We start from the raw sequence: 25,873 nt of genomic DNA, 5'->3' as shown, positions 1-25,873 counted from the left end.
ATGAAAATAGAACTAACGGACAATAATAGAGCTAATAGAAGTGAAGGTGTGTTGGATAGAAAATCAATAGCACCTCTATTTCCTATTGCCAATAAAACGATAGATGCTCTTTGTAGAGAGAATAACAATCTACTTATCTTTCCCGATGCAATCAAAAAGACAAAAGATAAAATTCTACATGAATGTATATTCAACATAGAAAGCACTGAAAATATAGCTAAAGTGCGTATCACTACTGGTAATATGATGGGCTTTATTGGGATAGGTGACTTAAAAATAAAAATCAAATCCCGATTCGATAGCGGTCGTAACGACTACTTTTTGCATTATATGCTTCAGCGAGTGATGTCGTTTAATCTTTTCGATCTCAATCATAATAATGAGCAAGAAGATGTCTTCGACTTTTTGATGTTTATGTTTCCTGCTCTTTTAAGATCTGCCTTGCAACAAGGACTTTATAGAGAATATCAAACTTTTAAATATAATGATTCGAAGATAAAGGGAACTATCGATGTCAATAAATATATTGCAAAGAATGTTCCTTTTATGGGAAAGGTGGCATATTCCACTCGTGAATATGCGCAAGACAATGATATTACTGAATTGATTAGGCACACTATTGAGTTTATGAAAACGAAAAAGTATGGGCAATCTATTTTAAATATCGATTCAGAAACAAAAGATAATGTAAAAACAATCATCAGAGCCACACCTTTATATAATAGAAATGCACGCCATTCTGTTATCAATAGCAATATAAAAACAAAGATTCATCCTTATTATACTGCCTATGTTGCGCTTCAAACGCTTTGTATGCAGATTTTAAGAATGGAAGGAGTGAGATATGGAAAGGACGAAAAAGAGTTGTCTGGAATATTGTTTGATGGTGCATGGTTATGGGAAGAATATGTTTATACCATCATAAAAGATTTGAACTTTCAGCATGCTGAGAATAAACTTCGTAAGGGGGAGATATCTATTTTTGATGATAATACAGGTAAACGATATCCAGATTTTTATATAGAAAATGATATTGTGCTTGATGCAAAGTATAAAAGATTGGAGAAATATCATGAGGTCGGGAAGGTAAACCGAGACGATATTCATCAAATTGTTACCTATATTGTAGCTATAAATGGCAAAAGAGGCGGCTTTATTGTTCCTCTTCAAAATGAGCAACTCAGTGTTCTAACCTCACGCTTAAAGCACCTTGGAACGCCTATTTCAATCTTTGGAATTGAGATAAGTAAAACTTCTACTTCTTATGAAGAATTCTGTAAGGAAATGAAGGTAAAAGAAAAGCGATTTATTGAGAATTTAATGCGAGAGTGGAAGACTGGTTCATGGTATAAAGAACAATGAGTATGGTCTGAAAATACTATGCGTATAGGTTGGAAATACAATGGAAATAGCACTTCCAATCTATTTTTATCACTTTAAATTCTAATTGAAAATCCTGCCGATACTTATTCGTATCGCATTGCTTTAGCTGGGTGTATGTGCGCAATGAGATAGCTTGGAACAATTAAAACTGAAGTACTGATGATAATTGTTGCCACATTTAGAAGTAAAAGAATAGGGATGTTGATTTCCACTGGCACTGCCTTTACATAATAAGTGTTAGCATCGAGGGTTACTATTCCAGTGTAGCGTTGAACAAGAAGAAGAACTATTGACACAATATTACCTATCAATAATCCTTTACCAATAATGAAAACGGCAAACCATAAAAAGCTTTTTCTTATTAAAATGGTGCGTGCTCCCATGGCTTTTAACAAGCCAATCATATTGGTTCGCTCAAGAATAATAATTAAAAGTCCTGATATCATGGTTATACTTGCTACGAGGATCATTAAGATAAGAATAATCCAAATGTTGAGATCTAATAGGTCTAACCATGAAAATATTTGTGGAGTAATTTCTTTTATACTTGCCGTTGCATAGGTTCCGCCATAGTTATCAACCGTTTTATTGATTTTGTTGGCAAGATTTGCTTGCACATCATTGAGCTGATTGAAGTCTTTTAATGCTATTTCAATGCCCGTAACTTGATCTGATTCCCAATTGTTTAGTTTGATGATGTTATACAAGTCGGTGAAACACATAATCTTATCATATTGAGAAAGATTTGTTTCATAGATGCCAGCAATGAGAAAAGGACGCACTCTTATGCCACTTTGATCTACAAAATAAGCATAAATTTTGTCGCCAGTATTCACCTTCAATCGGTTAGCTATCGACTTAGAAATGAGTAATTCCTTTGTATTTTCCTTATTAGAGAAATGAGGTATTCGTCCACTAATAAGGTTATTGGCTATAAAAGTTGAATCAAAACTTTGGTCTACTCCTTTAAAAGTCACTCCAAGAAAATCCTTCTCGGTTTTTAATATTCCTTGTTTAAAGGCATATTTTTGAACGTGTTTTACACCATTTGTTTTCTGAATGACCTTTATAATCGAGTCTGAAGCTTGAATAGGATACGACTCTGAAGTTTGAAGAGTAATGAAATTGGTTACTTGAATGTCACCTCCGAAACCAATAACTTTATTCTTTACTGTTTGTTTAAAGCCCAAAACAACACATAAGGAGAGTGTCATTATAATAATTCCAATGGCTACTCCAGCTGTTGCAATGTTGATTGCAGGGCGTGAAATATGCTCTTTATTCTTTTGAGTTGAATAAATCTTTCGAGCTAAAAACAATGGTAAATTCATACTATTCTACTCTTCCTGGATATGCTTCTAAAGCTTTTCTTAATACAACTAACGCCTTTTCGAGTTCCGATTTCTCTAAGACATAGGCAATACGAACTTGATTTACGCCTACACCAGATGTGGTATAAAATCCTGAAGCGGGTGCCATCATAATGGTTTGACCGTCGTATTGGAATTCTTCAAGACACCATCTGCAGAAATTTTCTGCATTATCTACAGGCAATTGTGCCACAGTATAGAACGCACCCATAGGTATTGGAGAGTACACTCCAGGTATTCTGTTGAGTCCATCTATAAGTGTATTGCGTCGTTCCACATATTCATCGTAAACATCTTGATAGTATTCTATGGGCGCATCTAATGATGCTTCTGCCACAAGTTGACCAAGAAGAGGGGGAGAAAGGCGTGCTTGACAGAACTTCATAACGGCAGAACGCACGTCTTTATTTTTGGTTATGAGAGCTCCAACACGAATACCACATTCACTATAACGCTTTGAAACAGAGTCAATAAGAATGACATTCTGCTCAATTCCTTCAAGATGACAAGCCGAAATGTAAGGAGATCCTGTGTAAATGTATTCTCTATACACCTCATCAGAGAAGAGATAGAGATCGTATTTCTTTACAAGATCTCTAATTTGATTCATCTCTCGCTTTGTATAAAGATAACCTGTGGGGTTGTTTGGATTACAAATGAGGATGGCACGAGTACGTTCGTTGATGAGTTCTTCGAACTTTTCGACTTTAGGAAGACTGAAACCTTCCTCTATAGTAGTTGTAATTGTACGGATTTTTGCACCTGCTGCAATTGCAAAAGCCATGTAATTGGCATACGCAGGCTCTGGAATTATAATCTCATCTCCAGGGTTTAAGCATGAGAAAAAGGCAAAAAGAACAGCCTCTGAGCCACCTGTTGTGATGATAATATCATCGATGTCGATGTTGATGTTGTATTTATTATAATATCCAACGAGCCTTTCTCGGTATGAAGCAATGCCTTGACTAGGAGAATATTCTAATACTTTTCGGTCAATATTCTTTAGTGCATCGAGTCCAACTTGTGGTGTTGGAAGGTCGGGTTGACCGATATTTAAATGATAGACCTTCACTCCTCGCTTCTTAGCAGCAAGTGATAAAGGTGCCAATTTACGTATGGGTGACTCTGGCATTTCTATCCCACGAACTGATATTTCAGGCATTGTATTCGCTTATAATTAAATAACTATATTTTTTGTTACATCTTAATGGTTCTTATATCCAATTGATAAAGAATACCAGATCTTATAATTTAAGTATAAAGATTATTCTGTTTATTTATGAAACAGAATGAAAATATAATCTTTAATCTTATATGTAAATAGGTAATTACCTATTGCAAAGATAGTAATTATATTTTAAAGGTACTTATTTTGTTATGTTTTTTATACATAAGCAAAAATAAATAATACTTTAAAAATATGGCTATGTAATATTGAATATAAAAATTTTGTAGTTTTAAAATTATTAATTATTTTTGCTATCATCTAAAATAGAAAATGAAACTATAGAAATTATTATAAATTACATATAACTATGGAAAGTAACCAAGAACTAATTATTTCTTGCGAAAAGAAAGCAAAGGAATGGTTGTCTTCTTCTTTCAATGAAGAAACCAAAAAAGAAGTGCAAGCTATGCTTGATAATGCAGACAAAACAGAACTAATAGATAGTTTCTATAAAGATCTCGAATTCGGTACAGGAGGATTGCGTGGTATCATGGGAGCAGGCTCTAATAGAATGAATATCTACACTGTTGGAATGGCAACTCAAGGCTTTGCTAATTATCTTAAGAAGTCTTTTGCAAATAAGGAAACTATCTCTGTTGTTGTTGGACATGATTGTCGTAACAATAGTAGATTGTTTGCTGAGACTGTTGCAGCTATCTTCTCTGCCAATGGAATAAAGGTTTATCTATTTGATGACTTACGTCCTACACCAGAGGTGTCATTCGCTATTCGTGAATTAAAATGTCAAGGAGGTGTGAATCTAACTGCAAGTCATAATCCAAAAGAATACAATGGCTACAAAGCTTATTGGGATGATGGTGCTCAAGTGCTTGCTCCTCACGATAAAGGTATTATTGATGAGGTGGAAAAAGTGAAGATTGAAGATGTTCAATTTGGTGCAAACAACGACTTAATTCAAATCATTGGTAAGGAAATTGATGATCTTTATTTAGATAGAATAAAGACTTTAAGTATTGATCCTGCCGTTATTGAACGCCATAAAGACCTTAAAATTGTTTATACTCCATTACATGGTGCAGGCCGAACTCTTATTCCTGAGAGCTTAAAGAGATGGGGATTTGAAAAAGTTTATACAGTGAAAGAGCAAATGGTAAAAGACGGAAACTTCCCAACAGTTGTAAGTCCTAACCCTGAAAACGGTGAAGCTTTAACTCTTGCGCTACGTGATGCAAAAGAAATTGATGCAGATATCGTAATGGCTTCTGACCCAGATGCAGACCGAGTAGGTATGGCTTGTAAGAATGATAAAGGAGAATGGGTGCTTATTAATGGTAATCAAACATGTCTTATCTTCCTCTATTACATCATTACAAACAGAATTAAGACAGGCAAAATGCAACCTAATGATTTCATTGTGAAGACTATTGTTACAACAGAACTTATCAAGAAGATTGCTGATAAGAACAATGTTGAGATGATAGACTGCTTTACTGGCTTCAAATGGATTGCTAGAGAGATTAGAGAATTCGAAGGAGTTAAACAATATATTGGTGGTGGTGAAGAGAGTTATGGATTCATGGCAGAAGACTTTGTGCGTGATAAAGATGCTGTTTCTGCAATGTGTTTGCTCGCAGAAATTTGTGCATACGCTAAAGATCAAGGTAAGACTCTATACGACTTGCTAATGGAAATCTACCTAGAATATGGTTTCTCACATGAGTTTACTGTTAATGTTGTTCGTCCTGGAAAGACTGGTGCAGATGAAATAAAACAGATGATGGAGAACTTTAGAAATAATCCTCCAAAACAACTTGGAGATTCTCCAATTATAATTACAAAAGATTTCCTTAAGTTAGAACAAAGAGATGCTAACGGAAATGTTACAAAACTAGAGATGCCAGATACAAGTAACGTCTTACAATGGTTCTGTGAGAATGGTGACAAGGTAAGTGTTCGTCCTTCAGGAACTGAACCTAAGATTAAATTCTACTTCGAAGTGAAAGGCGAAATGAAGTGTGCTGACTGCTATGAACGTTGTGTGAAAGAAGCACTTGAAAAGATTGAAGAGTTCAAAAAAGAACTTTCTTTAGACTAAATTAGTTATAATAGAATTAGAATTAATTTAATATTAGGTCTAGTGCTTTACTCCTAAAAAGGAATTAAGCACTAGACTTTTTATAAAAGAACATTTATATAATATTACGAAGGCTCTAATATGAGTTAAACTAACTCTGCCAATAAAAGTATAACTTAACGTGAGTTCGATGAATTCACATTAAGTTTATGATATTTATTTTTCTTTAGAAACTCATATTAAAGCCAAAACGAATACCATTTTTCTTTGTTCCAGGAACATCGTTATAATTAAATCGATGTACATAATCAATGGCAAAGAACTTAAAGATATTATGAACTCCCACCACGAACTCCATATATGGAACCTTCTTATCCATCAATTGAGTTGTTGAAGGCAATTCAAATAGCAACTCATCTGTTGCATTTTGAGTTAGCAAACGAGGATTATTCTTGTCTGTAAGCATTCCCCACATTCCTTTAAAGGCAACATATTCACGCCATTTTAGGTGCCTTATAAGAGGCAAACGATTTAGAAGTTTTCCGTTTAAGTCCCATGCTACAGACCAGAATGCATATCTATCATTCAAGAATTCCATATTCTTCATCATACTAAAAGTATTCTTGTGCTCAAAGAATGATAAGTTAACAGGAGGCATAATCAAGAATGGGAAGGGAACTTTGTTCCACTCAATTCCGCCATTTAAATATGTATCAAAATATCCCCAACTACCTATCCAGAAACGTTTATATACCCCTAGTTCTGTTCTATTAAGTTGATATTGGCCTCCCAAAACCCGTCTTAATCCCATCGTGTGAGAAAGTTTGAACTCTGGAGAATCTAAATTAACAGGCAGACGACGTTGTTTAGTATTCATATAGGTCTGTCCTGGATTATAACGAATACCTACTACCAATTCTGTTGTGCGTATTTTTTCTACAAATGGGTCTGTCAATATCTGCGAAGAAGCAGGCATTCTCTTAAATACAAGATCTCCCGTTGGCTCATTACTCTCAGCTTTTATCGACGTATTAAAGCTAAATCCCCAGTCTGTTTCATAATCAAAACTCAACTTTTGTCTATTGTAGAAATACAGTTGTTGTACTTTTTGAGTTCTAAAAGCCATAAAGATATTATCTTTATTATGACGTAAGAACTTATCTGAAGGTGACATTATATCACAAGAAGTCTCAAAAGTGATGTTTCTTTGAGGAAATTCAAATGGCAAATTCTTTTTCTTATTCAAACTATAGGTAACCTCTGAACTATAATAATGTTTGTGACTCTTAGAACCATAAGCATAATATCCACTCCAGAACCAATGTTTATTGAGGTTAGCTGTGGTTCTTCCACTTAGTCTAAAGCGTAAACCATCAACGAAATTACTAGACACCATCGTTGTGACAGGACCAAAATCGAACTTACTTGGCATATTTGTTGAGGCTGTTTCAACATAATTTTCAAGGAAAGCTCTTAAACCAAAGATAACCCATTTATATCCTTTCGACTGTTGCATTTTATGAAGAAACGAATTCATAGAGGTCTCTCCCTTAGTTAAATCCACGCTTCTATATTGTTCCCAAAAAGCTTCATCTCTAACCATAGCATCTGCTTCATGTCTCACTTTCGCCTTACCTTTAAACAACTTGTTTGGCAATTCATCAAAAGCGTAATCATTTAAACGGGTTGTTCTCACAACCAATAGCTTATTAAATAGTTTGTTTAATTTTAGTTCTGCAAACATATCATCTTTTGTAAGTACCCAATCTCCATCTTGCAAACGTGTGTATTCTTGCTCAATCTTCATATTTTCAACAAAGTTTACATCACTGCGAGCAGGAATAGTCATCGTACATTTCTTTACATGCAAGGTAGAATCAGCAAGCACATAAAGATCTCCTCTAAATCCAAAGTCTTGTTGATTATTCGGAATAAAGTTGATATGATAGCACAAATCTCTATCTACATAAACTGTATCTTGTATATAATATCGATAGAAAGAAATGGCAGTCTTACCTATTGGACTGGTAAAAGGATATTGAAGAAGACGTACATAATCGTCATAAATGTCTACATCGGTAAAGATATCCTTTAGGAGTGTATTAAGAATTTCACCAGTTTGAATCACTTTATTGATTCCTTCGGTCTTTTGTCCCATCACAATTTCACGCTCTGTCTTTGGATTTTTACGATAAACATGTTGAGTTACCGTTTCATCTACAGACAAAGGAAGAATAAGTTTATTGTTATATGGACTCGTTTCTATTTGGTCTAACAACCAAGAAGACTTTTTAAACATTCCAGTTTCAAGGTCTTGTGGTTGTAAGTCGTTCATTGATAGAGTTATCTTTTGGTACTTATTAAACTGATAATAATCGTGATTATCAAGGTGTGTCTTGCTTTTTGCAGCAATAACTCTACGCATTAAGGCTACAGCAGGGTTATCTTTACGAGAATAACGTGCACGTTTAGATTTAACAATCACCTCATTTAGACTCTTAGAATCTTCTTCTAATACAATTTTTAGATAACTTGGGGTTGACATACCGACCTTTATTGTTTGCGAACGAAACCCCACAGAGCTAATAGTTAAAGTCCATCCTTCGTGTCTTTCGATTGAAAACATACCGTTCATGTCACTTGCTGTAGCGATATGATGTCCCTTATACATTGCACTTGCATGAGGTATTGCGTACCCATATTTATCTACTATTTCTCCACTTATTTGAGCATTGATACTGATAAAGGCAACAATCTCCAAACAAAATATTATAAATAATCTTTTCACTTTATCGTTTATCTAATAAAATTCAAATTTATTTCCATTATCCAGAATAAATTACAAAGTTAGAAATAATATATATAAAAGGTTAGAAAACTATTTCCTTTTATTGTTTTTTCAGTAATTTTGCAGTGAATATGAGCAAAATACCTTTAATACCCACCATAATTGCCACAGGACTAGGCAGTGGATTTGCGCCCAAAGCACCTGGAACAGCAGGTGCAATACTTGCAACCATCATGTGGTTTGCTACCTCGTACCTACTAGAGGCAACCACTTTAGTATGCGTAACACTTGCTGCTATTATCATTGCAACCGTCATTGGCACATGGGCAACAAACAAATTAATGCCTTATTGGGGTGAAGATCCATCGAAAGTCGTTATCGACGAGATGATAGGAGTATGGATTCCGCTTCTCGCTTCTCCTGCTATGAGTCTTGAATATACCCTTCTTTCACTCTTTTTATTTAGGTTTTTCGACATTCTGAAGCCTTTAGGAATAAGATCATTAGATAAAAGGAAGGGAGCATTTTGGGTGATGGCTGACGACATTTTAGCTGGCATTTACAGTCTTTTTATTGTTCTTATTATACGATGGACAATATAAAGCGTTCACTTTCACAATTCATTAAGGCTCAAGTATCTGCCTCTAGCGCATCAGTAGTTGATTTTTTAGTAACCATATTCCTTACTGAAGTAGTCTATCTATGGTATGTTTACTCTACATTTATTGGTGCTTGTTCTGGCGGAATATGCAATTGTGTAACCAATTATAAATGGGTTTTTAAAGTAAAAGATAAGAAAAAGAAAGATATTGCATGGCGTTATAGTATCGTATGGGGCACAAGTATTGCTCTAAACACAATGGGAACCGCTTTCATAAAAGAGTCTTTCGATATCAACTACCTATATTCTAAAATTATAACAGCTATTTGTGTAGCTATTTGTTGGAATTATCAAATGCAACAAAAATTTGTTTTTAAGAAGATATGAACTATAGAGATTTCTTACAAAAAGTGATTTATTATCTTATAAATCCATTGATTAAAGGAATGATAAAGATTGGAATCACTCCTAACTTCATAACAACTACAGGGTTTACACTTAACTTATTTGCCACAGGTCTTATGATTTATGCTGCAATTTATGCCCCTTATAACACCAATATCATTGGCTATGCAGGAGGAGTAATTATCTTTGCAGGCTTATTTGATATGATGGACGGCCATTTAGCACGTTTAGGTAATATGCAATCAACTTTTGGTGCGCTATGGGATTCTACCTTAGACCGATATAGTGAACTATTTACTCTATTTGGAATACAATTCTATTTGCTTGCAAATCAATGGATTTACTCGGGAATTATCACCTTTTTAGCCATCATAGGATCTATTATGGTGAGCTATGTAAGGGCAAGAGGCGAAGGATTAGGCATTGATGTTAAGGTTGGTTTCATGCAACGTCCCGAGCGAGTAGTCGTTACTGCCATTGGATCAATAGTATGCGGAGTATGCAACTCGTTGTGGGGTCTTGCCATTCCTATGATACTTATTGCCCTATTGGCTAACATAACAGCTTTTTGGCGCATTACATATTGCTACAAACAACTAAAGGGAAAGTAAATGTTTAGTATTTATATAATTCTTTTATGGGTCCTACTTGCTGTGATAAAGCCAACAAGAAAGATGGCAATAGCCCTACTTCCTTGGCTCATTTTTGCTTGTTGTTACGATTGGATGCGCCTTTATCCCAACTATAAAGTAAACCCTATAGACGTAAAAGACTTATTCGATGCTGAGAAGATGCTATTCGGAATCCAGTCAACTAATGGCGAAGTGATTATTCCTTCTCAATATTTTGCATTACACCACTCTACCTTTTTAGATATACTTGCAGGATTCTTTTATTTATGTTGGATACCTGTTCCTTTGGGATTCGCCATCTATCTATATTTAAACGGAAATAAAAAAGGCTATATTCAATTCTCCATGGCCTTTCTTTTCGTTAATTTATTAGGTTTTTGTGGCTACTATATTCACCCTGCAGCACCACCATGGTATGCGCTACAATATGGATTTGAACCAATATTGAATACTCCTGGAAACACAGCAGGATTGGAAAGATTCGACCAACTCACAGGAATAGCAGTCTTTAAGATGCTCTACGGCAAAAATGCTAATGTTTTTGCAGCCATACCTTCATTGCATGCAGCTTACATGTTGATAACAACAATCTATGCATTCATTACGAAACAGAGCAGAATAATATGTATTTCATTTGCTTTTATCTGTGTTGGAATATGGTTTACTGCTGTTTATAGCTCGCATCATTACATAATAGATGTGTTTCTAGGTATAGCTGTTACCCTGTTAGGTGTTTCTCTTTGGAGCTTATTCATCAAGAAAACAGCTGTCGGGAAGAACTTTATAAGACGATATATCGATAATGTTTATCCCCACTAAATTTCTACTATTCCGAAATATTGGTAAAAGAAATAAAAAATATTTTCATTGTTAAGAATAAAGTAATTGATGGGTTAATCCATTCTATTTTTATAATCTTTGTACGTATATTTACGCAAGATTTCTAATTCACCATTAGTTTTTAATAGCGCAATAGATGGATGAGTTATACCATTAAACATATTCGTTTTAACGGTAGTATAATGCAACATATCTTCAAATATAATATTTTCGCCCACTTGTAATTCATGATCAAAGATCCAATCTCCCATAAAATCACCAGATAAGCAACTATTTCCGCCAAACCTATACCTGTATCTATAATCCTCAGGTTGTGCTTCTTCCTCCTCAGCAATTACGGCATTACGCACAACTGGCATATAAGGCATTTCTAAACAATCTGGCATGTGACAAGTAAAGCTTACATCTAATATTGCGGTTTGATAACCTTTATCTTCCACAATATCAACAACATGAGCCACAAGTGGACCTGTTTGCCAAGCAAAAGCACTACCGGGTTCTAATATAACATGTAAATGTGGATAACGCTTTTTAAACTCTTGCAAAGTAGAAATAAGCAATTCTACATCATAATCAGAACGAGTCATTAGATGACCTCCACCAAAATTAATCCATTTCAATTGAGAAAACCAAGGAGAAAACTTTTCTTCTATATGCTTTAATGTTCTTACAAAAACATCAGAACCGCTCTCGCAATGACAATGGCAATGAAATCCTTCGAGCAAAGAAGGTAACTTTTTCGGTAATTTATCTGCAGAAACTCCAAATCTTGTGCCTGGCGCACAAGGGTTATAAAGATCTGTTCCCACTTCTGAATACTCTGGATTGACTCTCAATCCAATACTTATTTCAGGCTGGACAGATATCGCTCTACCAGAAAAACGTTCATATTGAGAAAGAGAATTAAATGTTAAATGACTAGAACAGCTTGCGATTTCGTCTATTTCATAATCAATATAAGCTGGCGAGAACGTATGTGTTAAGGATCCAAACTCCTGATATCCCAATTTAGCTTCACTCAAAGAGCTTGCCGTTGTTGCATTTATATATTCTTTAAATATAGGAAATGTTTTCCACAAAGCATAGGCTTTAAAAGCTAAGATAATTTCTACATCAGCTTTTTGAGCTACATTTGATATAAGAGTGAGATTTCTTCTTAATAACTGTTCCTCTAATATATAAGTTGGTTCTTTTATCTCTTGAAATGTGATTCTATCAACTTTCATTCTTATTTATTCTTATTTTCAATATAAAATACTCATGCTTAATTAGTTGCTAGCAAATAACTTGCACACATATCGGCACATTTTTCTCCGTCCATAGCAGCAGAAACGATACCACCAGCATAGCCAGCACCCTCTCCACATGGATAAAGTCCTTCTAAACGAACATGCTGTAATGTTTCTCTATCTCGTAAAATACGAACTGGAGATGAAGTTCTTGTCTCTGCGGCAATCATTACTGCCTCGTTAGTTAAAAAGCCCCTACTCATTGAACCAAACTTTTTAAATCCCTCTTGTAAACGACTAACAACTGCGTTTGGCATCCAAAAATGGAGTGGACTGCTTATCAAACCTGGAGAATAAGAGCTTTTAGGCAAATCAAAACTTAATTTCTTATTTACAAAGTCAACCATTCTTTGAGCAGGAGCTGTTTGTTTCATATTCCCTTGTTGCCAACAATTCTGTTCTATTTGTTCTTGGAAATGCATCATTTTCAAGACATCATCTCCTTCAATATCTTCAGGACGAGTTTCAACAACCATTCCACTATTGCTCCATTTACCGCCCCTATTGCTAGGACTCATGCCATTGACAACGATTTGTTTATCACTTGTTGCTGCAGGAATAACAAAGCCTCCAGGACACATACAGAACGAATAAACTCCTCTGTCAGCAGCTTGAGTAACAAAACTATATTCTGCAGCAGGTAAATATTTACCTCTTCCATTTTTATTATGGTATTGTATTTGGTCTATTAGCTCCGCAGGATGTTCCAGACGCACACCTACCGCAATACCTTTTGCCTCGATTTCAATCTTTGCATTACATAAATAATGATAAACATCATGTGCACTATGCCCTGTTGCAAGAATCACTGGCCCCATAAAAGTACATTGCTTATTTGTTAAAACCTGAAAGGCTTCAACACCAATAACCTTATTTCCCTGAATAATCAGCGCAGTCATCTTGGTTTGAAAGTGCACTTCTCCTCCACATTGCTCTATTGTCTTACGCATATTCTCAATCACCTTAGGTAACTTATCGGTACCTATATGTGGATGAGCATCTGCCAATATACTTGTAGAAGCACCATGCTGACAAAATACATTCAAAATTTTTGAAATAGAACCTCTTTTCTTTGAACGAGTATATAACTTTCCATCAGAAAATGCTCCAGCACCTCCTTCACCATAACTATAGTTACTTTCTGGATCAACACTTTGATTTTTTGTTATTGCTGCAATATCTTTCTTGCGTTCATTTACACTTTTTCCTCGTTCAAGAACAATAGGTCTACAACCTAGCTCTATGAGTTTTAATGCAGCAAATAACCCTGCAGGACCCTCTCCCACCACAACTACAGCTGGCTTTTGCGACACATCGCCATATTCTGTGTGTATAAAATCATCATCAGAAGGTTCTTCATTAACGTATACCCTAAGAGTTAAATTAACAAAAATAGTACGTTGACGTGCATCTATACTACGCTTTAGAATTCTGATCTTTGTTATTGTTCTTACATCTATATTCTTTTCACTAGCCACAACGTCTTTTAATGTGTTTTCATTATAAGCCTGTTGAGGAAAAACTCGCAAAGATAGTTCGTATATCATATGTTTATTTATATTCGTAAATATGTTTAACAGAAAAATACAATAACCTGATTTTTAATAGAATATCATGATTATAATATTTTATATACTAAGAAGATTAAACAAATTAAAGGCTTTGTATTCCGTTAATCGCTTGCAAAGGTATATATTAAATATGAGGTTTCTTGCCCAACCCATTCTTTTTTTACTTTCAAAAGAAATAAAATGCAAGAAAACTTCTTATTTCTTTCGAATAAAAGTAATCTGTTTTGGCAATCTCTGCCACTTACTATTGCGAGCAATTTTTATCGCACTACCCTCCAATTGTTTTAGAACTATTGTAGAATCTGTATCATTCACAAATGAAGCTATTAAATCTTCACTTCCATAATCATTTATTACATCTGCCTTATACGAAAGCTTATCAACAGGCATTGCATCTAAAAAAATCCATTTTCGTGAATCTCTATTATCTCCTAAGTATCCTGAAACTTCTCCAAGAACGCTTTGTCCAGGAACAAGTAGTTTGCTTTTATAAAAGTCTAGCACTATATATATATCCAACTCCTTATTATAATAGGTCCCTTTAAAGGGATTACTTTCTTGTGAAAAAAGCGAATTGGGGAAAAGAACAATACATAAAAACGAAATAAATATTATTTTAAAGAACTTTATCATTATACAAAACTTATTTAATAAATAATTATCACGAGAAAACTCCTTTCCATCTTATATTCTACAAATATTTTTATACTTTCACGAAAAGAAGTTATATTCTCTAGTCAAAATACAAAGATAAAGATTATTGATCAAGAAAACGGCAATTTTATAGAAAATATATTTCCTTAAATTTGGTATATTCGTTTTTTATGCTATCTTTGCGCAACTATAATATAATTTATCATGGCAGAAAAATTAGTTCCTAACTACATTTTTGAATCTAGTTGGGAAGTTTGTAACAAAGTAGGTGGTATATATACTGTGCTTTCTACACGTGCAAAAACGTTACAAGAGAGATTTAAAGACCATCTAATTTTTATTGGTCCAGATTGTTGGAAAGAAAATGAATGTCCCTATTTCACTGAAGATAAAAAGCTTTTTAAAGATTGGAAAAAGCAACTTTCTGAAAACTTAAGTTTAAGAATTGGAAGGTGGAATATACCTGGAAATCCTATTGCAATACTTGTAGATTTTTCTACTTTCTATAAAGATAAAGACAATATATATACTGAGATTTGGGAGCATTTTGGCGTAGATAGTTTGCACGCCTATGGAGATTATGATGAAGCATCAATGTTTTCATACGCTGCCGCACGTGTTGTTGAATCTTTCTACCATTATTATATTAAGGATAATCAAAAGGTTATCTATCACGGCAACGAATGGATGACTTGTATGGGCTTATTATATTTGCGCTTACATCTACCACAAGTAGCTACTATTTTTACGACTCACGCTACAAGTATCGGTAGAAGTATCGCAGGAAACAACAAACCTCTCTACCAATATCTAGGGGCTTACAATGGCAATCAGATGGCAGATGAGTTGAACATGCAAAGTAAACATTCAATAGAACGACAAACAGCGCATAATGTAGATTGCTTTACTACAGTGAGTGATATCACTGCTTTAGAGTGTAAAGAATTACTAGATCGTGAAGTGGACGTTGTTCTTCCAAATGGATTCGAGGACGATTTTGTCCCCAAAGGAAATAGTTTCACTTCCCAAAGAAAGAAAGCCAGAGAAACTCTGCTAAGAGTTGCAAATGCTCTAACAGGAAAAGAATTCAACAATGATGCTATTCTGGTATCAACAAGTGGTCGATACGAGTTTAGAAATAAAGGTATAGACGTATTTGTTGAGGCTATTAATAAGCTTCGATTTGATTCAAACTTAAAGAAAGAGATTGTTGCTTTCATTGAAGTTCCAGCTTGGGTAAACGATGCAAGAAAAGATTTAGTAGAACGTTTAGCTAAGTCAACAACTTATACAACCCCATTAGAGCAACCCTATATTACACATTGGTTAAATCAAATGGATAATGATAATATTCTAAATATGTTACATTCATTTGGTTTCTACAACAAGAAAGAAGAAGATGTTACAATTATCTTTATTCCATCTTACTTAAATGGAGATGATGGAATATTAAATATGAATTATTATGACTTGATTCTTGGAAACGACCTTTGCGTTTATCCTTCTTATTATGAACCATGGGGATACACTCCTCTTGAAGCTGTTGCATTTAAGGTTCCTTGCATCACTACAAACTTAGCAGGCTTTGGACTATGGGCTAAAGGCTTAAAAGGATTTGAGAACGACATCATTAGTGGTGTAAAAGTAATCGATAGAACAGACTATAACTATTGGGACGTTACAGAAGAAATTAAGAATACCATTATTAAATATTCAACATTGAATAATGAAGATATTAAGAAAGCACGCAACAATGCTTGCAAAATATCTAAGAAAGCACTATGGAATAAGTTCATTGCCTATTATGATAGTGCTTATGATCATGCGCTTAAAAAGGCAGAAGAGAGAAATTAACAACAAAATTCACACATAAACGAATATCGAAATTTATGAAAATCAAAGCAGATTACACTAACATTCCTCAATGGAAAGAGCTTACTATTAAGTCAAAGCTCCCTGAAGAACTAAAGTGTTTAGATGAACTTGCTCACAACTTATGGTGGGCTTGGAACTATGATGCACAAAACCTATTCCAGAGTCTTGACGAAGAATTATATCAAGAAGTTCAAGGCAATCCTGTCTTATTGCTCGATCGTTTAAGTTACGACAGAAAAGTTGCTATAACAAAAGATAAGGCAATGATGAAAAAAGTGAAGGATGTATACAAAAAATTCCGCACTTACATGGACGTAAAGCCAAATAACAAGCGTCCTTCTGTTGCCTATTTCTGTATGGAGTACGGATTAAATCAAACCTTAAAGATCTATTCTGGAGGTTTAGGTGTACTTGCTGGAGATTATATAAAAGAAGCTTCAGATAGTAATGTTGATATGTGTGCTGTTGGTTTCTTATATCGCTATGGCTACTTCACACAATCATTAAGCATCGATGGACAACAAGTTGCACAATATAACGCTCAGAATTTCAACTCATTACCTATCGAACGTGTTTACGATAGCAATGGCGATCCTATGGTTGTTGAGGTTCCTTACCTTAATTATCACGTACATGCATACGTATGGTGCGCAAATGTTGGTCGTATTAAACTATATCTTCTAGATACAGATAACAACCTTAACTCTGATTTCGACAAACCAATTACACACTCACTCTATGGCGGTGACTGGGAAAACCGTTTGAAACAAGAGATTCTTCTTGGTATTGGTGGTATGCTTATGCTTAAGAAGTTAGGTATAAAGAAAGATATTTATCACTGTAATGAGGGTCACGCTGCTCTTTGTAACTTACAAAGACTATGCGATTATGTAGATAGCGGTCTTTCATTTAACCAAGCAATGGAGCTTGTTCGTGCATCTTCTCTTTATACAGTACACACTCCTGTTCCTGCAGGGCACGACTATTTCGATGAGAATTTATTTGGCAAATACATGGGAGGTTATCCATCTCGCCTAGGAATTTCATGGGACGAATTTATTGGAATGGGTAGAGAAAACCCAGACGACCATAATGAACGTTTCTGTTTATCAACATTTGCGTGCAATACTTGTCAAGAAGTTAACGGTGTAAGTAAGCTTCATGGTTGGGTAAGTCAAAAGATGTTTGCTAACATTTGGAGTGGCTACTATCCTGAAGAAAACCACGTTGGTTATGTAACTAATGGTGTTCACTTACCAACTTGGACTTCTTCTGAATTCCGTGAATTATACGATAAGTACTTTGATAAAAATTTCATTAACGACCAAAGTAATGAAAGTATTTGGCATGGTATATACAATTGTCCTGATGCAGAGATTTGGGAAACTCGTATGACCTTAAAGAAGAAATTGGTTAACTATATCCGTGAGAAGTTTACTCAAAACTGGTTGAAGAACCAAGGCGATCCATCTCGTGTAATGTCGCTATTAGAGCGCATCAACCCTAATGCGCTAATGATTGGTTTCTGCCGTCGTTTTGCAACTTACAAACGTGCTCACCTTCTTTTCACAGACTTAGATAGACTTGCTAAAATCGTTAACAACCCTGAACGTCCTGTATTATTCTTCTTCTCAGGAAAAGCACACCCAGCAGACGGAGCTGGTCAAGGACTAATCAAACGTATATACGAAATTAGCCAACGTCCAGAATTCTTAGGTAAGATTATCTTCTTAGAAGACTACGATATGCAACTTGCTCGTCGCTTAGTTTCTGGTGTTGACATTTGGATGAATACTCCAACAAGACCTCTAGAGGCTTCTGGCACATCTGGAGAAAAGGCAGAGATGAATGGTGTTGTTAACCTTTCTGTGTTAGATGGATGGTGGCTTGAAGGCTATCGTGAAGGTGCAGGATGGGCATTAACTGAAAAACGTACTTATGATAATCAAGAATATCAAGATCAATTAGATGCTGCAACGATCTATGGTCTATTAGAAAATGATATTCTTCCAATGTACTACGCTAAGAACCAACAAGGATTTAGCGAAGAATGGATCAAAGTTATTAAGAACTCAATAGCAACTATTGCTCCTCATTATACAATGAAGCGTCAATTAGACGATTACTTTGATAAGTTCTATAACAAAGAAGCAAAACGCTTTAAAGAACTATCAGCTAACGATAATGCCCTTGCTAAAGAAATTGCTCTATGGAAAGAGACCGTAGCAGAGCGTTGGGATTCTATTCATGTAGTGTCTCAAGAAGCTAATACTCTTATTGATGGAGTCGAAACAGGTGTTCCTTATAAACTAAGATATGTAATAGACGAACAAGGGTTAAATGACGCTGTAGGATTAGAGCTGGTTGCCTTAAAGGGTATTCAAGGACAAGACGATCATGAATTATACAGCATTCATCAATTCGAAATGGTTGGTAGCGAAGGAAATCTTTATACTTTCGAAGCTAATATAGAACCTGCAAAGGCTGGTGCATACCGAATTGCTGTTCGCATGTTCCCTAAGAATGTTCATTTACCACACAGACAAGACTTCTGCTACATTAAGTGGCTCAACTAAAAGCTTGTTTTATTGCATTTAGATAATAAGAGAAAATTCTATGAAGTTTTGAATATATGTTTTCAAATCCATCATAGAATTTTCTTTTATTATAATAATCAAGAGATAAAAAAATAATCTTCATTATCTTTCTACAAGATACACATTTCTCAAAGAATATTCTTGATTTATTCTTTTCCTTACTCTATCTTTCAATCATACAAATAACAAAAGTGCATCTTCTTAGTAGTAAGAATACACTTCTATTATGTTTAATTATAAACTCATTGATATTACATCACAAAAATATTGATTTTGTATCTTAAAAGCATTACTATTACATTCAAAAAGCAATCTTTTTAGAAACAAAAATATATTCTATCTTTTTCCACTATACAAGTTATCTTTCTCTACTTTGCATCGTAATATTCTTCAATATGCTGTTCTCTGTGAATTAACTGCACTGCACAACCAAACTTTTCATTTATATATTCGGCTATATGCTGAGCAGAATAAACACTTCTATGCTGACCTCCAGTACAGCCAAAAGAAAACATTAAGTTTGTGAACCCACGTTCTATATATCTTGAAACATGCATATCCACAAGTCCATAAACATGAGTTAAAAATTCTGTTATCTCACCATCGTCTTCTAAGAACTGAATAACCTCAATATCTCTTCCAGTTAATTTCTTATATTGAGCATATCTTCCAGGATTATGAACAGCTCTACAATCAAACACATATCCTCCCCCATTACCAGATAAATCCTTAGGTATTCCACGATGATAAGAAAAACTATACACTAAAACTTTTAGTTTTTTATTATTCGATACCTCTTGACTAGCAGTTACGTTACATTGAGGAGCGGTTGTATTAGCTATCGAATTGCTATCAAATTGTGGAAGGCTTACCAGTTTTTCTAATATCTCTTTTAAATAAGAATAAGGCTTCAACAGGTCTTCATTCTGAAGTAATGCCTTTAAATTATTGATGGCAAATGGTATACTTTTTACAAAATAGCTCTTTTCTTCGATATATCCTCTAAATCCATAGGCGCCCAATACTTGCAAGGTTCTAAATAAAACAAACAGGTTTAGATCACTTCTAAACTTTTCTAAAGAACCTATTTCTACCCATTTCCTAAGTTCTTGATAATAGATCTCTATTAAATGTGCACGCAAATCATCGCTATATTGAGCAGAAGCCTGCCACAAGAACGAAGCTAAGTCGTAATAAAAAGGCCCTTTTCTACCTCCTTGAAAATCGATAAAGCAAGGTTTTGTTCCTTCTGTTAGCATTACATTACGAGCCTGAAAATCACGATACATAAAATAATTACCCGAAAATTGTGTGAGGCAATCAGTCAAATAATAGAAATCATGTTGCAATTTAATCTCATTAAAGTCAACGTTTGTAAGCTTTAAGAAACAATATTTGAAATAGTTTAAATCAAACATTACATTCTCTTTGTCAAACTCTGGCTGTGGATAACAACGACTCCAATCAAGGTTTTCAGCTCCCTTTATCTGAATAAGCGGTAATTGTTTGATAGTATCTTCCAGTAGTGTAACTTCCGATTCATTATACTTTCCTCCATTTTTTCTTCCTTCTTTCAAGGCATCAAACAAAGAAACAGAACCTAAATCGGTCTGCAAATAATACAACCGATCGTTACTTACAGCAAGAACTTCAGGAATTGGTAAATGAAGAGCATTAAAATGAGAAGACAAATAAATAAAAGATTCATTCTCCTCAATGCTTGTTCCTTTTACGGCAATAAGCGTTTCACCTTGTTTATCGTAACATCTGTAATAGCAACGGTTACTTCCTGCTCCTGCAAGTTGTTCTATTTTCTCGGCATAAAAGCCTTTGTATTCAAAATATAACTGAGCAATCTTTTCCATAATCACAATAGTATTATTGGTCTAAAAATTATCATTTTTCTTCTTTGAAAAGAACTCGATAAAGAAATGTTCAATGACAAAGAGTAACAAAACAATACCCAATGACATAACGAAGGATTGGGTTATATAAAGCAGACCACATGTAATAATGAGAAATACTACAAAAACTTTCCAACTTATTCCTATTTTTTTCATGTTGCAAAGATAGTGATTATTATTAAAACAGAATATATAAAAAGAAAAAAGAGAGCCTCTTTAGACTCTCTTGCGGTGCGTACGGGACTCGAACCCGTGACCCCATGCGTGACAGGCATGTATTCTAACCAACTGAACTAACGCACCTCTTAAAGGTACTAAAAAAACAATTAAACTCTTATGCGGTGCGTACGGGACTCGAACCCGTGACCCCATGCGTGACAGGCATGTATTCTAACCAACTGAACTAACGCACCTCTTAAGGATCTATTGCTATTTTGCGTTTGCAAAGGTACACTTTTTTTTTTTACTAGCAAATTTTTTCTTGACTTTTATTCAAATATTCTTATTTTTACAAGATAGATATCACTCATTCCGAATATATTTATGAAAATTCTTTCTATATCTATAATTTTTCTAATGAAGAGTAGATATACAAGTTTTACATCAATGTTTATCAACATCTATATTTCTTTATTTATATGTAAAAAAGCGACTAGATAATTTCTTAGTCGCTTAAAATAACATTTATTTCATAAAGAACTTCATAAGTTAGTTAAATAAAACTTTCTTTCTATTGTAAATATACACTCCTTTTTTTTGTGGCTTATTTAGCTTAATACCTGTTATGGTGTACCATTCATTATCTTGTTTATCTGCATGAATTGAGCTAATGCCTGTAGAAACCTTAATAATTGCTTTGGGAGCCGATCCTGAAAAATTATCATAGTATCCACCATTTACAAACTTCAAATCAGAAGTTTGAGCTTGTCCGTTACCATTATTAAAAATTATTCCAGAATTAGTACTACTTTGAAGAGACTTTGTATTATTCCATGTCCATTTATATACCTTCTTACCATCTTGTGTTGTTCCCACTTGATCACAAACTACACCAGGCCAAATTCCACCTGTATAGTTTGCTTGGTTATCCCATTTCCAGCAATAAACTTGAGCGTTCCATGTAGTAGGAGCTTCAAAAAATGCACATGTTTCCCCTTCGTTTACCTTGCAAAAGGTAGGAGGTGTGAAGGTTGTAGATGTTTCTTCTTTAACCTTATCAAGCTCTGTTAAGTCTACCTCGTTTGATACATAGAATTTAAAATTGCCGTCGCTAAGTGCTAATTTATAACCATCTTCTTGGTAACCATAAACGTTTCCTAAGGTTAATAATACCTTTCCTTTATCTCCTTCTACAATTACAGCATATCCATTACCTTTCTTTTCAGATTTTAGAATTTTACTTTCGTTCGTGATACCCGCAGCTTTTCTTGCTAAAATAAGTTTCTTTATTTGGGTCTTATATAATTTCCAATGACTTAAAAAGATGCAGGGAGTTCCTGGCATAGCTAAGATATAAGCGTTTGCTGCAAGGTGATTACGTTGAAGTCTGTTTCCATCTCTATCGGTATCGTGGTTATCTACAAATGTTACAGCATATCTGCTATAATTAGGATCCTTAGCAGGACAATCCCCGTTAAGTCTTTCCCACTGTTCTTTACCTATGGCATCGTTGATATAATATTTAAGGGCAAAGTCGAAAGCAGCACTTTGTATTTGTCCATTAACTTTGGTTCCGTTTATCCAAGCCTTAAGTTTATAAGGGTCTCCATCCCAATATTCACCCACAGAATATTTAGGATTTGCGTCCAAGTTGTATTCTCCAACATATTTAGCACTAAATCCTTTTACCATATCATAGCGAAAGCCAGCATATTGTAGGTCTTCTTTTAGAAAGTGTAGATAAAGTTTTATGTTCTTTCTTACATTATCTGATGTATGATCAAGATCTCTTGCACCGTCAAAATCATCGCCTGTATCTGCTGCACCAGTTGTAATAAAACCTGCTTTTGCAGTTTTCCCATTGTCATCATGTGCACAAATGTCTGCCAATGACCAATGCGTGGTTTGGTTTTTCCAGGTTTCTTCAGGAAAATCGCACCAATTAGTGTTTCCATTTCGGTGGTTAATAACAACGTCTTCTATAATGTCTACATTCTTTTCTTTAAATGTTTTAATCATCGAACGCAAATCGTTTTCAGAACCAAAAGCACTTGTATGATTGAACCACCATACAGGAGCATAACCCATTTGGTTGCTTGTTGTGTTGCAATATCCTGATTGTGGAACCCATATTGCACTGAAATACTTAGATAATTCGTTGGCTTGATTGCTGAGATTAGACCATTGTGTGTCACCATAACTGTCCCAATAAAAGCCTTGTAACATTACACCTTGATACTTACTTGGCCAGCCTTGTGCATCTACATTTAATAGGGTTAATACGAAAAAAAATAGTAAATTTAATCGTTTCATGTTTTTAATTTTTAGGTTTTAAGATAAAAGTAGTGAAACAATGTGATATGAATTAAAATAGATAAAATAAATTAACAATTATACTTGTGCAAACGTTTGCGAAAAGATAATGTGATTAGATAGAATAAATTAGCAACACGAATGAATATCTAAAATTTTCTTGGTGTAAAGATAAAAAGTGTGATGACTAAACAGAGAATATTTTCACCTTATTATTTATAATAGAACAGGATAATAACGAACAATTGGTATAGTTTTGAATACTCTTATATTACTTAGTATATAAAAATTCTTTCTTAAACTTATTTGACTAATATGACACTGTTCACAAAGATAAAACAAAAAAACATTTGCTTTTTCATACAAATAATGATTCCCTTTTATTTTTTATTCGTAACTTTACACTCTAAGTACAAATAAACATAATCATAAAAGTAGATTTTATTAGTCTATTCGATGAAATAAAAGTATATAAATAAAGGCTATCATGCATTTTAAATGGAAATATCTTCCTCCAAATCAAGAAGAAATATCTGAAGCAAAGGCATTAGGTGAGAAACTCAATTTAAGCAATATACTATCTTTATTGCTTGTTCGTCGTGGAATAAAGACCGAGTCTGCGGCTAAAAGGTTTTTTCACCCTCAGCTATCAGAATTGATTAATCCATTTCTTTTAAAAGATATGGATGTGGCAGTCGACCGCCTTAACGATGCCATGGGACGCAAAGAACGAATTCTTGTATATGGAGATTATGATGTAGATGGTTGCACTTCTGTTGCCTTAGTATATAAATTCCTTCGCCAATACTATTCAAATATAGAATATTACATTCCTGATCGCTACGAAGAAGGCTATGGAGTAAGTCAAAAAGGTATTGACTATGCTTATAAAAATGATGTTAAGCTCATTATAATTCTTGATTGCGGAATTAAAGCAATCGAAGAAATTACACTAGCAAAAAGCCTTGGTATCGACTTTATTATATGTGACCATCACGTACCTGATGAGGAAATGCCACCAGCTGTGGCCATTATCAACCCCAAAAGACCAGATGACACCTATCCCTTTAAACATCTTTGTGGCTGTGGTGTAGGCTTCAAACTCATGCAAGCCTTTGCTAAAAATAATGGAATATCATTCTCTCGTCTAGCTCCTCTACTCGATTTCTGTGCTGTTAGCATTGCCGCTGATCTCGTTCCTGTTGAAGGTGAGAACAGAATACTTGCTTATCATGGATTAAAACAATTAAACCAAAATCCTAGTATTGGCTTAAAAGCTATTATAGATATCTGTGGCTTGGAGGAAAAAGATGTGTCGATGAGCGATATCATCTTTAAGATTGGTCCTAGAATCAATGCTTCTGGACGCATAGACAATGGAAAGCAAAGCGTAGACTTATTGGTTGAAAAAGACTATTCTAAAGCCCTTCAACAAGCAAAGCATATCGATGAGTATAACGAACAACGCAAAGATATTGATAAACAGATGACCGAAGAGGCGAATCAAATTGTCTCTCGCATTGAAAATCAAAAGCAACAATCGTCTATTGTTGTTTATGATGAAAACTGGAAGAAAGGTGTTGTTGGAATTGTTGCATCCCGATTAACCGAAATATACTTCCGTCCTACCATTGTATTAACTAAAGACGGAAACCTTGCAACAGGCTCTGCACGAAGCATTATGGGTGTTGATGTGTATGCTGCAATAAAACATTGCAGAGATTTATTACTTAACTTTGGTGGACATACCTATGCAGCAGGATTAACTTTGCACTGGGACGACATTCCAAAGTTCAAGCAACGTTTTCAAGAATATATTGAAAATCATATTCTTCCAGAGCAAAAAGAAGCGACACTAGAGATTGATGCACAAATCGACTTTAAAGATATTTCAAAAAAATTCTTCCACGATTTAAAGCGTTTTGCACCTTTTGGTCCATCGAATCCCAAACCAAGATTTATAACAAAGGGTGTGTTTGATTATGGAACAAGTAAAGTTGTGGGGCGTGAACAAGAGCATATAAAACTTGAACTGGTTGATTCAAAATCAAGCCATGTGATGAATGGTATTGCATTTGGACAAAGTAAATCAGCTCGATATATCAAGTCTAAAAGAGGATTTGACATTGCTTATACCCTAGAAGAAAATACCTTTAAACGCAATCTCGTTCAACTACAAATTGAAGACATACGCCCAATAGAAGACGATTCAACAGAAGAACAGTAGAA

Annotated in this window: 17 protein-coding genes and 2 tRNA genes; 9 read left to right on the top strand and 10 right to left on the bottom strand. The window is 34.6% G+C overall.

Features of this window, described 5'->3' with window-relative positions:
- Complete coding sequence (locus HMPREF0669_RS05505) at positions 1-1,362, top strand: McrC family protein (RefSeq protein ID WP_020967215.1); 1,362 nt, start codon at positions 1-3, stop codon at positions 1,360-1,362.
- 104 nt (positions 1,363-1,466) lie between these two features.
- Here the strand turns inward: HMPREF0669_RS05505 and HMPREF0669_RS05500 are convergent, their stop codons facing one another.
- Positions 1,467-2,714: an ABC transporter permease gene (locus HMPREF0669_RS05500; RefSeq protein WP_009227532.1), complete on the bottom strand. Its 1,248-nt coding sequence runs from the start codon at positions 2,712-2,714 to the stop codon at positions 1,467-1,469.
- Between the two features lies 1 nt (position 2,715).
- A complete protein-coding gene (locus HMPREF0669_RS05495) occupies positions 2,716-3,915 on the bottom strand; it encodes a pyridoxal phosphate-dependent aminotransferase (RefSeq protein ID WP_009227531.1) in 1,200 nt (399 codons plus the stop codon).
- A gap of 373 nt (positions 3,916-4,288) precedes the next feature.
- Here HMPREF0669_RS05495 and HMPREF0669_RS05490 point away from each other — a divergent pair, with 373 nt between their 5' ends.
- Positions 4,289-6,037 carry a phospho-sugar mutase gene (locus HMPREF0669_RS05490; RefSeq protein WP_009227530.1) on the top strand — a complete coding sequence of 583 codons (1,749 nt, stop codon included), beginning with the start codon at positions 4,289-4,291 and terminating at the stop codon, positions 6,035-6,037.
- Between the two features lie 205 nt (positions 6,038-6,242).
- Here the strand turns inward: HMPREF0669_RS05490 and HMPREF0669_RS05485 are convergent, their stop codons facing one another.
- Positions 6,243-8,804, bottom strand: a complete 2,562-nt coding sequence (locus HMPREF0669_RS05485) for a DUF5686 and carboxypeptidase-like regulatory domain-containing protein (RefSeq protein WP_009227529.1) — start codon at positions 8,802-8,804, stop codon at positions 6,243-6,245.
- Between the two features lie 131 nt (positions 8,805-8,935).
- Here HMPREF0669_RS05485 and HMPREF0669_RS05480 point away from each other — a divergent pair, with 131 nt between their 5' ends.
- Genes HMPREF0669_RS05480 through HMPREF0669_RS05465 form a run of 4 tightly spaced genes read left to right on the top strand, consistent with a single transcriptional unit; the run spans position 8,936 to position 11,261 of the window.
- Positions 8,936-9,406: a phosphatidylglycerophosphatase A gene (locus HMPREF0669_RS05480; RefSeq protein WP_009227528.1), complete on the top strand. Its 471-nt coding sequence runs from the start codon at positions 8,936-8,938 to the stop codon at positions 9,404-9,406.
- On the top strand, positions 9,394-9,792 hold the full coding sequence (locus HMPREF0669_RS05475) for a GtrA family protein (RefSeq protein WP_009227527.1): 399 nt from the start codon (positions 9,394-9,396) through the stop codon (positions 9,790-9,792). The genes HMPREF0669_RS05480 and HMPREF0669_RS05475 overlap by 13 nt, the downstream gene beginning before the upstream one ends.
- Positions 9,789-10,421 (top strand): CDP-alcohol phosphatidyltransferase family protein, encoded by a 633-nt coding sequence (locus HMPREF0669_RS05470; protein WP_009227526.1) that lies wholly within the window; start codon positions 9,789-9,791, stop codon positions 10,419-10,421. The genes HMPREF0669_RS05475 and HMPREF0669_RS05470 overlap by 4 nt, the downstream gene beginning before the upstream one ends.
- Complete coding sequence (locus HMPREF0669_RS05465) at positions 10,422-11,261, top strand: phosphatase PAP2 family protein (protein ID WP_009227525.1); 840 nt, start codon at positions 10,422-10,424, stop codon at positions 11,259-11,261.
- Positions 11,262-11,335: 74 nt separating this feature from the next.
- Here HMPREF0669_RS05465 and nspC read toward each other — a convergent pair whose 3' ends face one another.
- From nspC to HMPREF0669_RS05450, 3 genes are all read right to left on the bottom strand, one after another.
- Positions 11,336-12,508 (bottom strand): carboxynorspermidine decarboxylase, encoded by a 1,173-nt coding sequence (nspC, locus tag HMPREF0669_RS05460; RefSeq protein ID WP_009227524.1) that lies wholly within the window; start codon positions 12,506-12,508, stop codon positions 11,336-11,338.
- 38 nt (positions 12,509-12,546) lie between these two features.
- Positions 12,547-14,118, bottom strand: coding sequence for an NAD(P)/FAD-dependent oxidoreductase (locus tag HMPREF0669_RS05455; protein WP_020967214.1), 1,572 nt, complete (start codon positions 14,116-14,118; stop codon positions 12,547-12,549).
- A gap of 219 nt (positions 14,119-14,337) precedes the next feature.
- Positions 14,338-14,661: a hypothetical protein gene (locus tag HMPREF0669_RS05450; protein WP_232236477.1), complete on the bottom strand. Its 324-nt coding sequence runs from the start codon at positions 14,659-14,661 to the stop codon at positions 14,338-14,340.
- A 339-nt stretch (positions 14,662-15,000) separates the two neighbouring features.
- Here HMPREF0669_RS05450 and HMPREF0669_RS05445 point away from each other — a divergent pair, with 339 nt between their 5' ends.
- Both HMPREF0669_RS05445 and glgP read left to right on the top strand, forming a co-directional pair.
- Entirely contained in the window at positions 15,001-16,650 is a 1,650-nt protein-coding gene (locus HMPREF0669_RS05445) for a glycosyltransferase (RefSeq protein WP_020967213.1), read from the top strand.
- 35 nt (positions 16,651-16,685) lie between these two features.
- On the top strand, positions 16,686-19,247 hold the full coding sequence (gene glgP / locus HMPREF0669_RS05440) for an alpha-glucan family phosphorylase (protein WP_020967212.1): 2,562 nt from the start codon (positions 16,686-16,688) through the stop codon (positions 19,245-19,247).
- 389 nt (positions 19,248-19,636) lie between these two features.
- Here the strand turns inward: glgP and HMPREF0669_RS05435 are convergent, their stop codons facing one another.
- The 4 genes from HMPREF0669_RS05435 to HMPREF0669_RS05415 all read right to left on the bottom strand — a co-directional run bounded on the left by HMPREF0669_RS05435 (position 19,637) and on the right by HMPREF0669_RS05415 (position 23,644).
- On the bottom strand, positions 19,637-21,133 hold the full coding sequence (locus tag HMPREF0669_RS05435; RefSeq protein ID WP_009227520.1) for an RNase adapter RapZ: 1,497 nt from the start codon (positions 21,131-21,133) through the stop codon (positions 19,637-19,639).
- A gap of 268 nt (positions 21,134-21,401) precedes the next feature.
- Positions 21,402-21,475, bottom strand: a tRNA-Asp gene (locus HMPREF0669_RS05425).
- A 36-nt stretch (positions 21,476-21,511) separates the two neighbouring features.
- Positions 21,512-21,585 (bottom strand) — tRNA-Asp (locus HMPREF0669_RS05420).
- A 295-nt stretch (positions 21,586-21,880) separates the two neighbouring features.
- Positions 21,881-23,644 (bottom strand): alpha-amylase family glycosyl hydrolase, encoded by a 1,764-nt coding sequence (locus HMPREF0669_RS05415; protein ID WP_009227519.1) that lies wholly within the window; start codon positions 23,642-23,644, stop codon positions 21,881-21,883.
- Between the two features lie 487 nt (positions 23,645-24,131).
- Between HMPREF0669_RS05415 and recJ the strand changes: the two genes are divergently transcribed.
- Positions 24,132-25,871, top strand: a complete 1,740-nt coding sequence (gene recJ, locus HMPREF0669_RS05410) for a single-stranded-DNA-specific exonuclease RecJ (RefSeq protein ID WP_009227518.1) — start codon at positions 24,132-24,134, stop codon at positions 25,869-25,871.
- The last annotated feature ends 2 nt before the right edge of the window (positions 25,872-25,873 follow it).

Origin of the sequence: Prevotella sp. oral taxon 299 str. F0039, from assembly GCF_000163055.2 — a bacterium.
Lineage (GTDB): Bacteria > Bacteroidota > Bacteroidia > Bacteroidales > Bacteroidaceae > Prevotella.
Note: the sequence above shows the minus strand (reverse complement) of the source record. Positions and strands in the feature narration are given on the sequence as shown.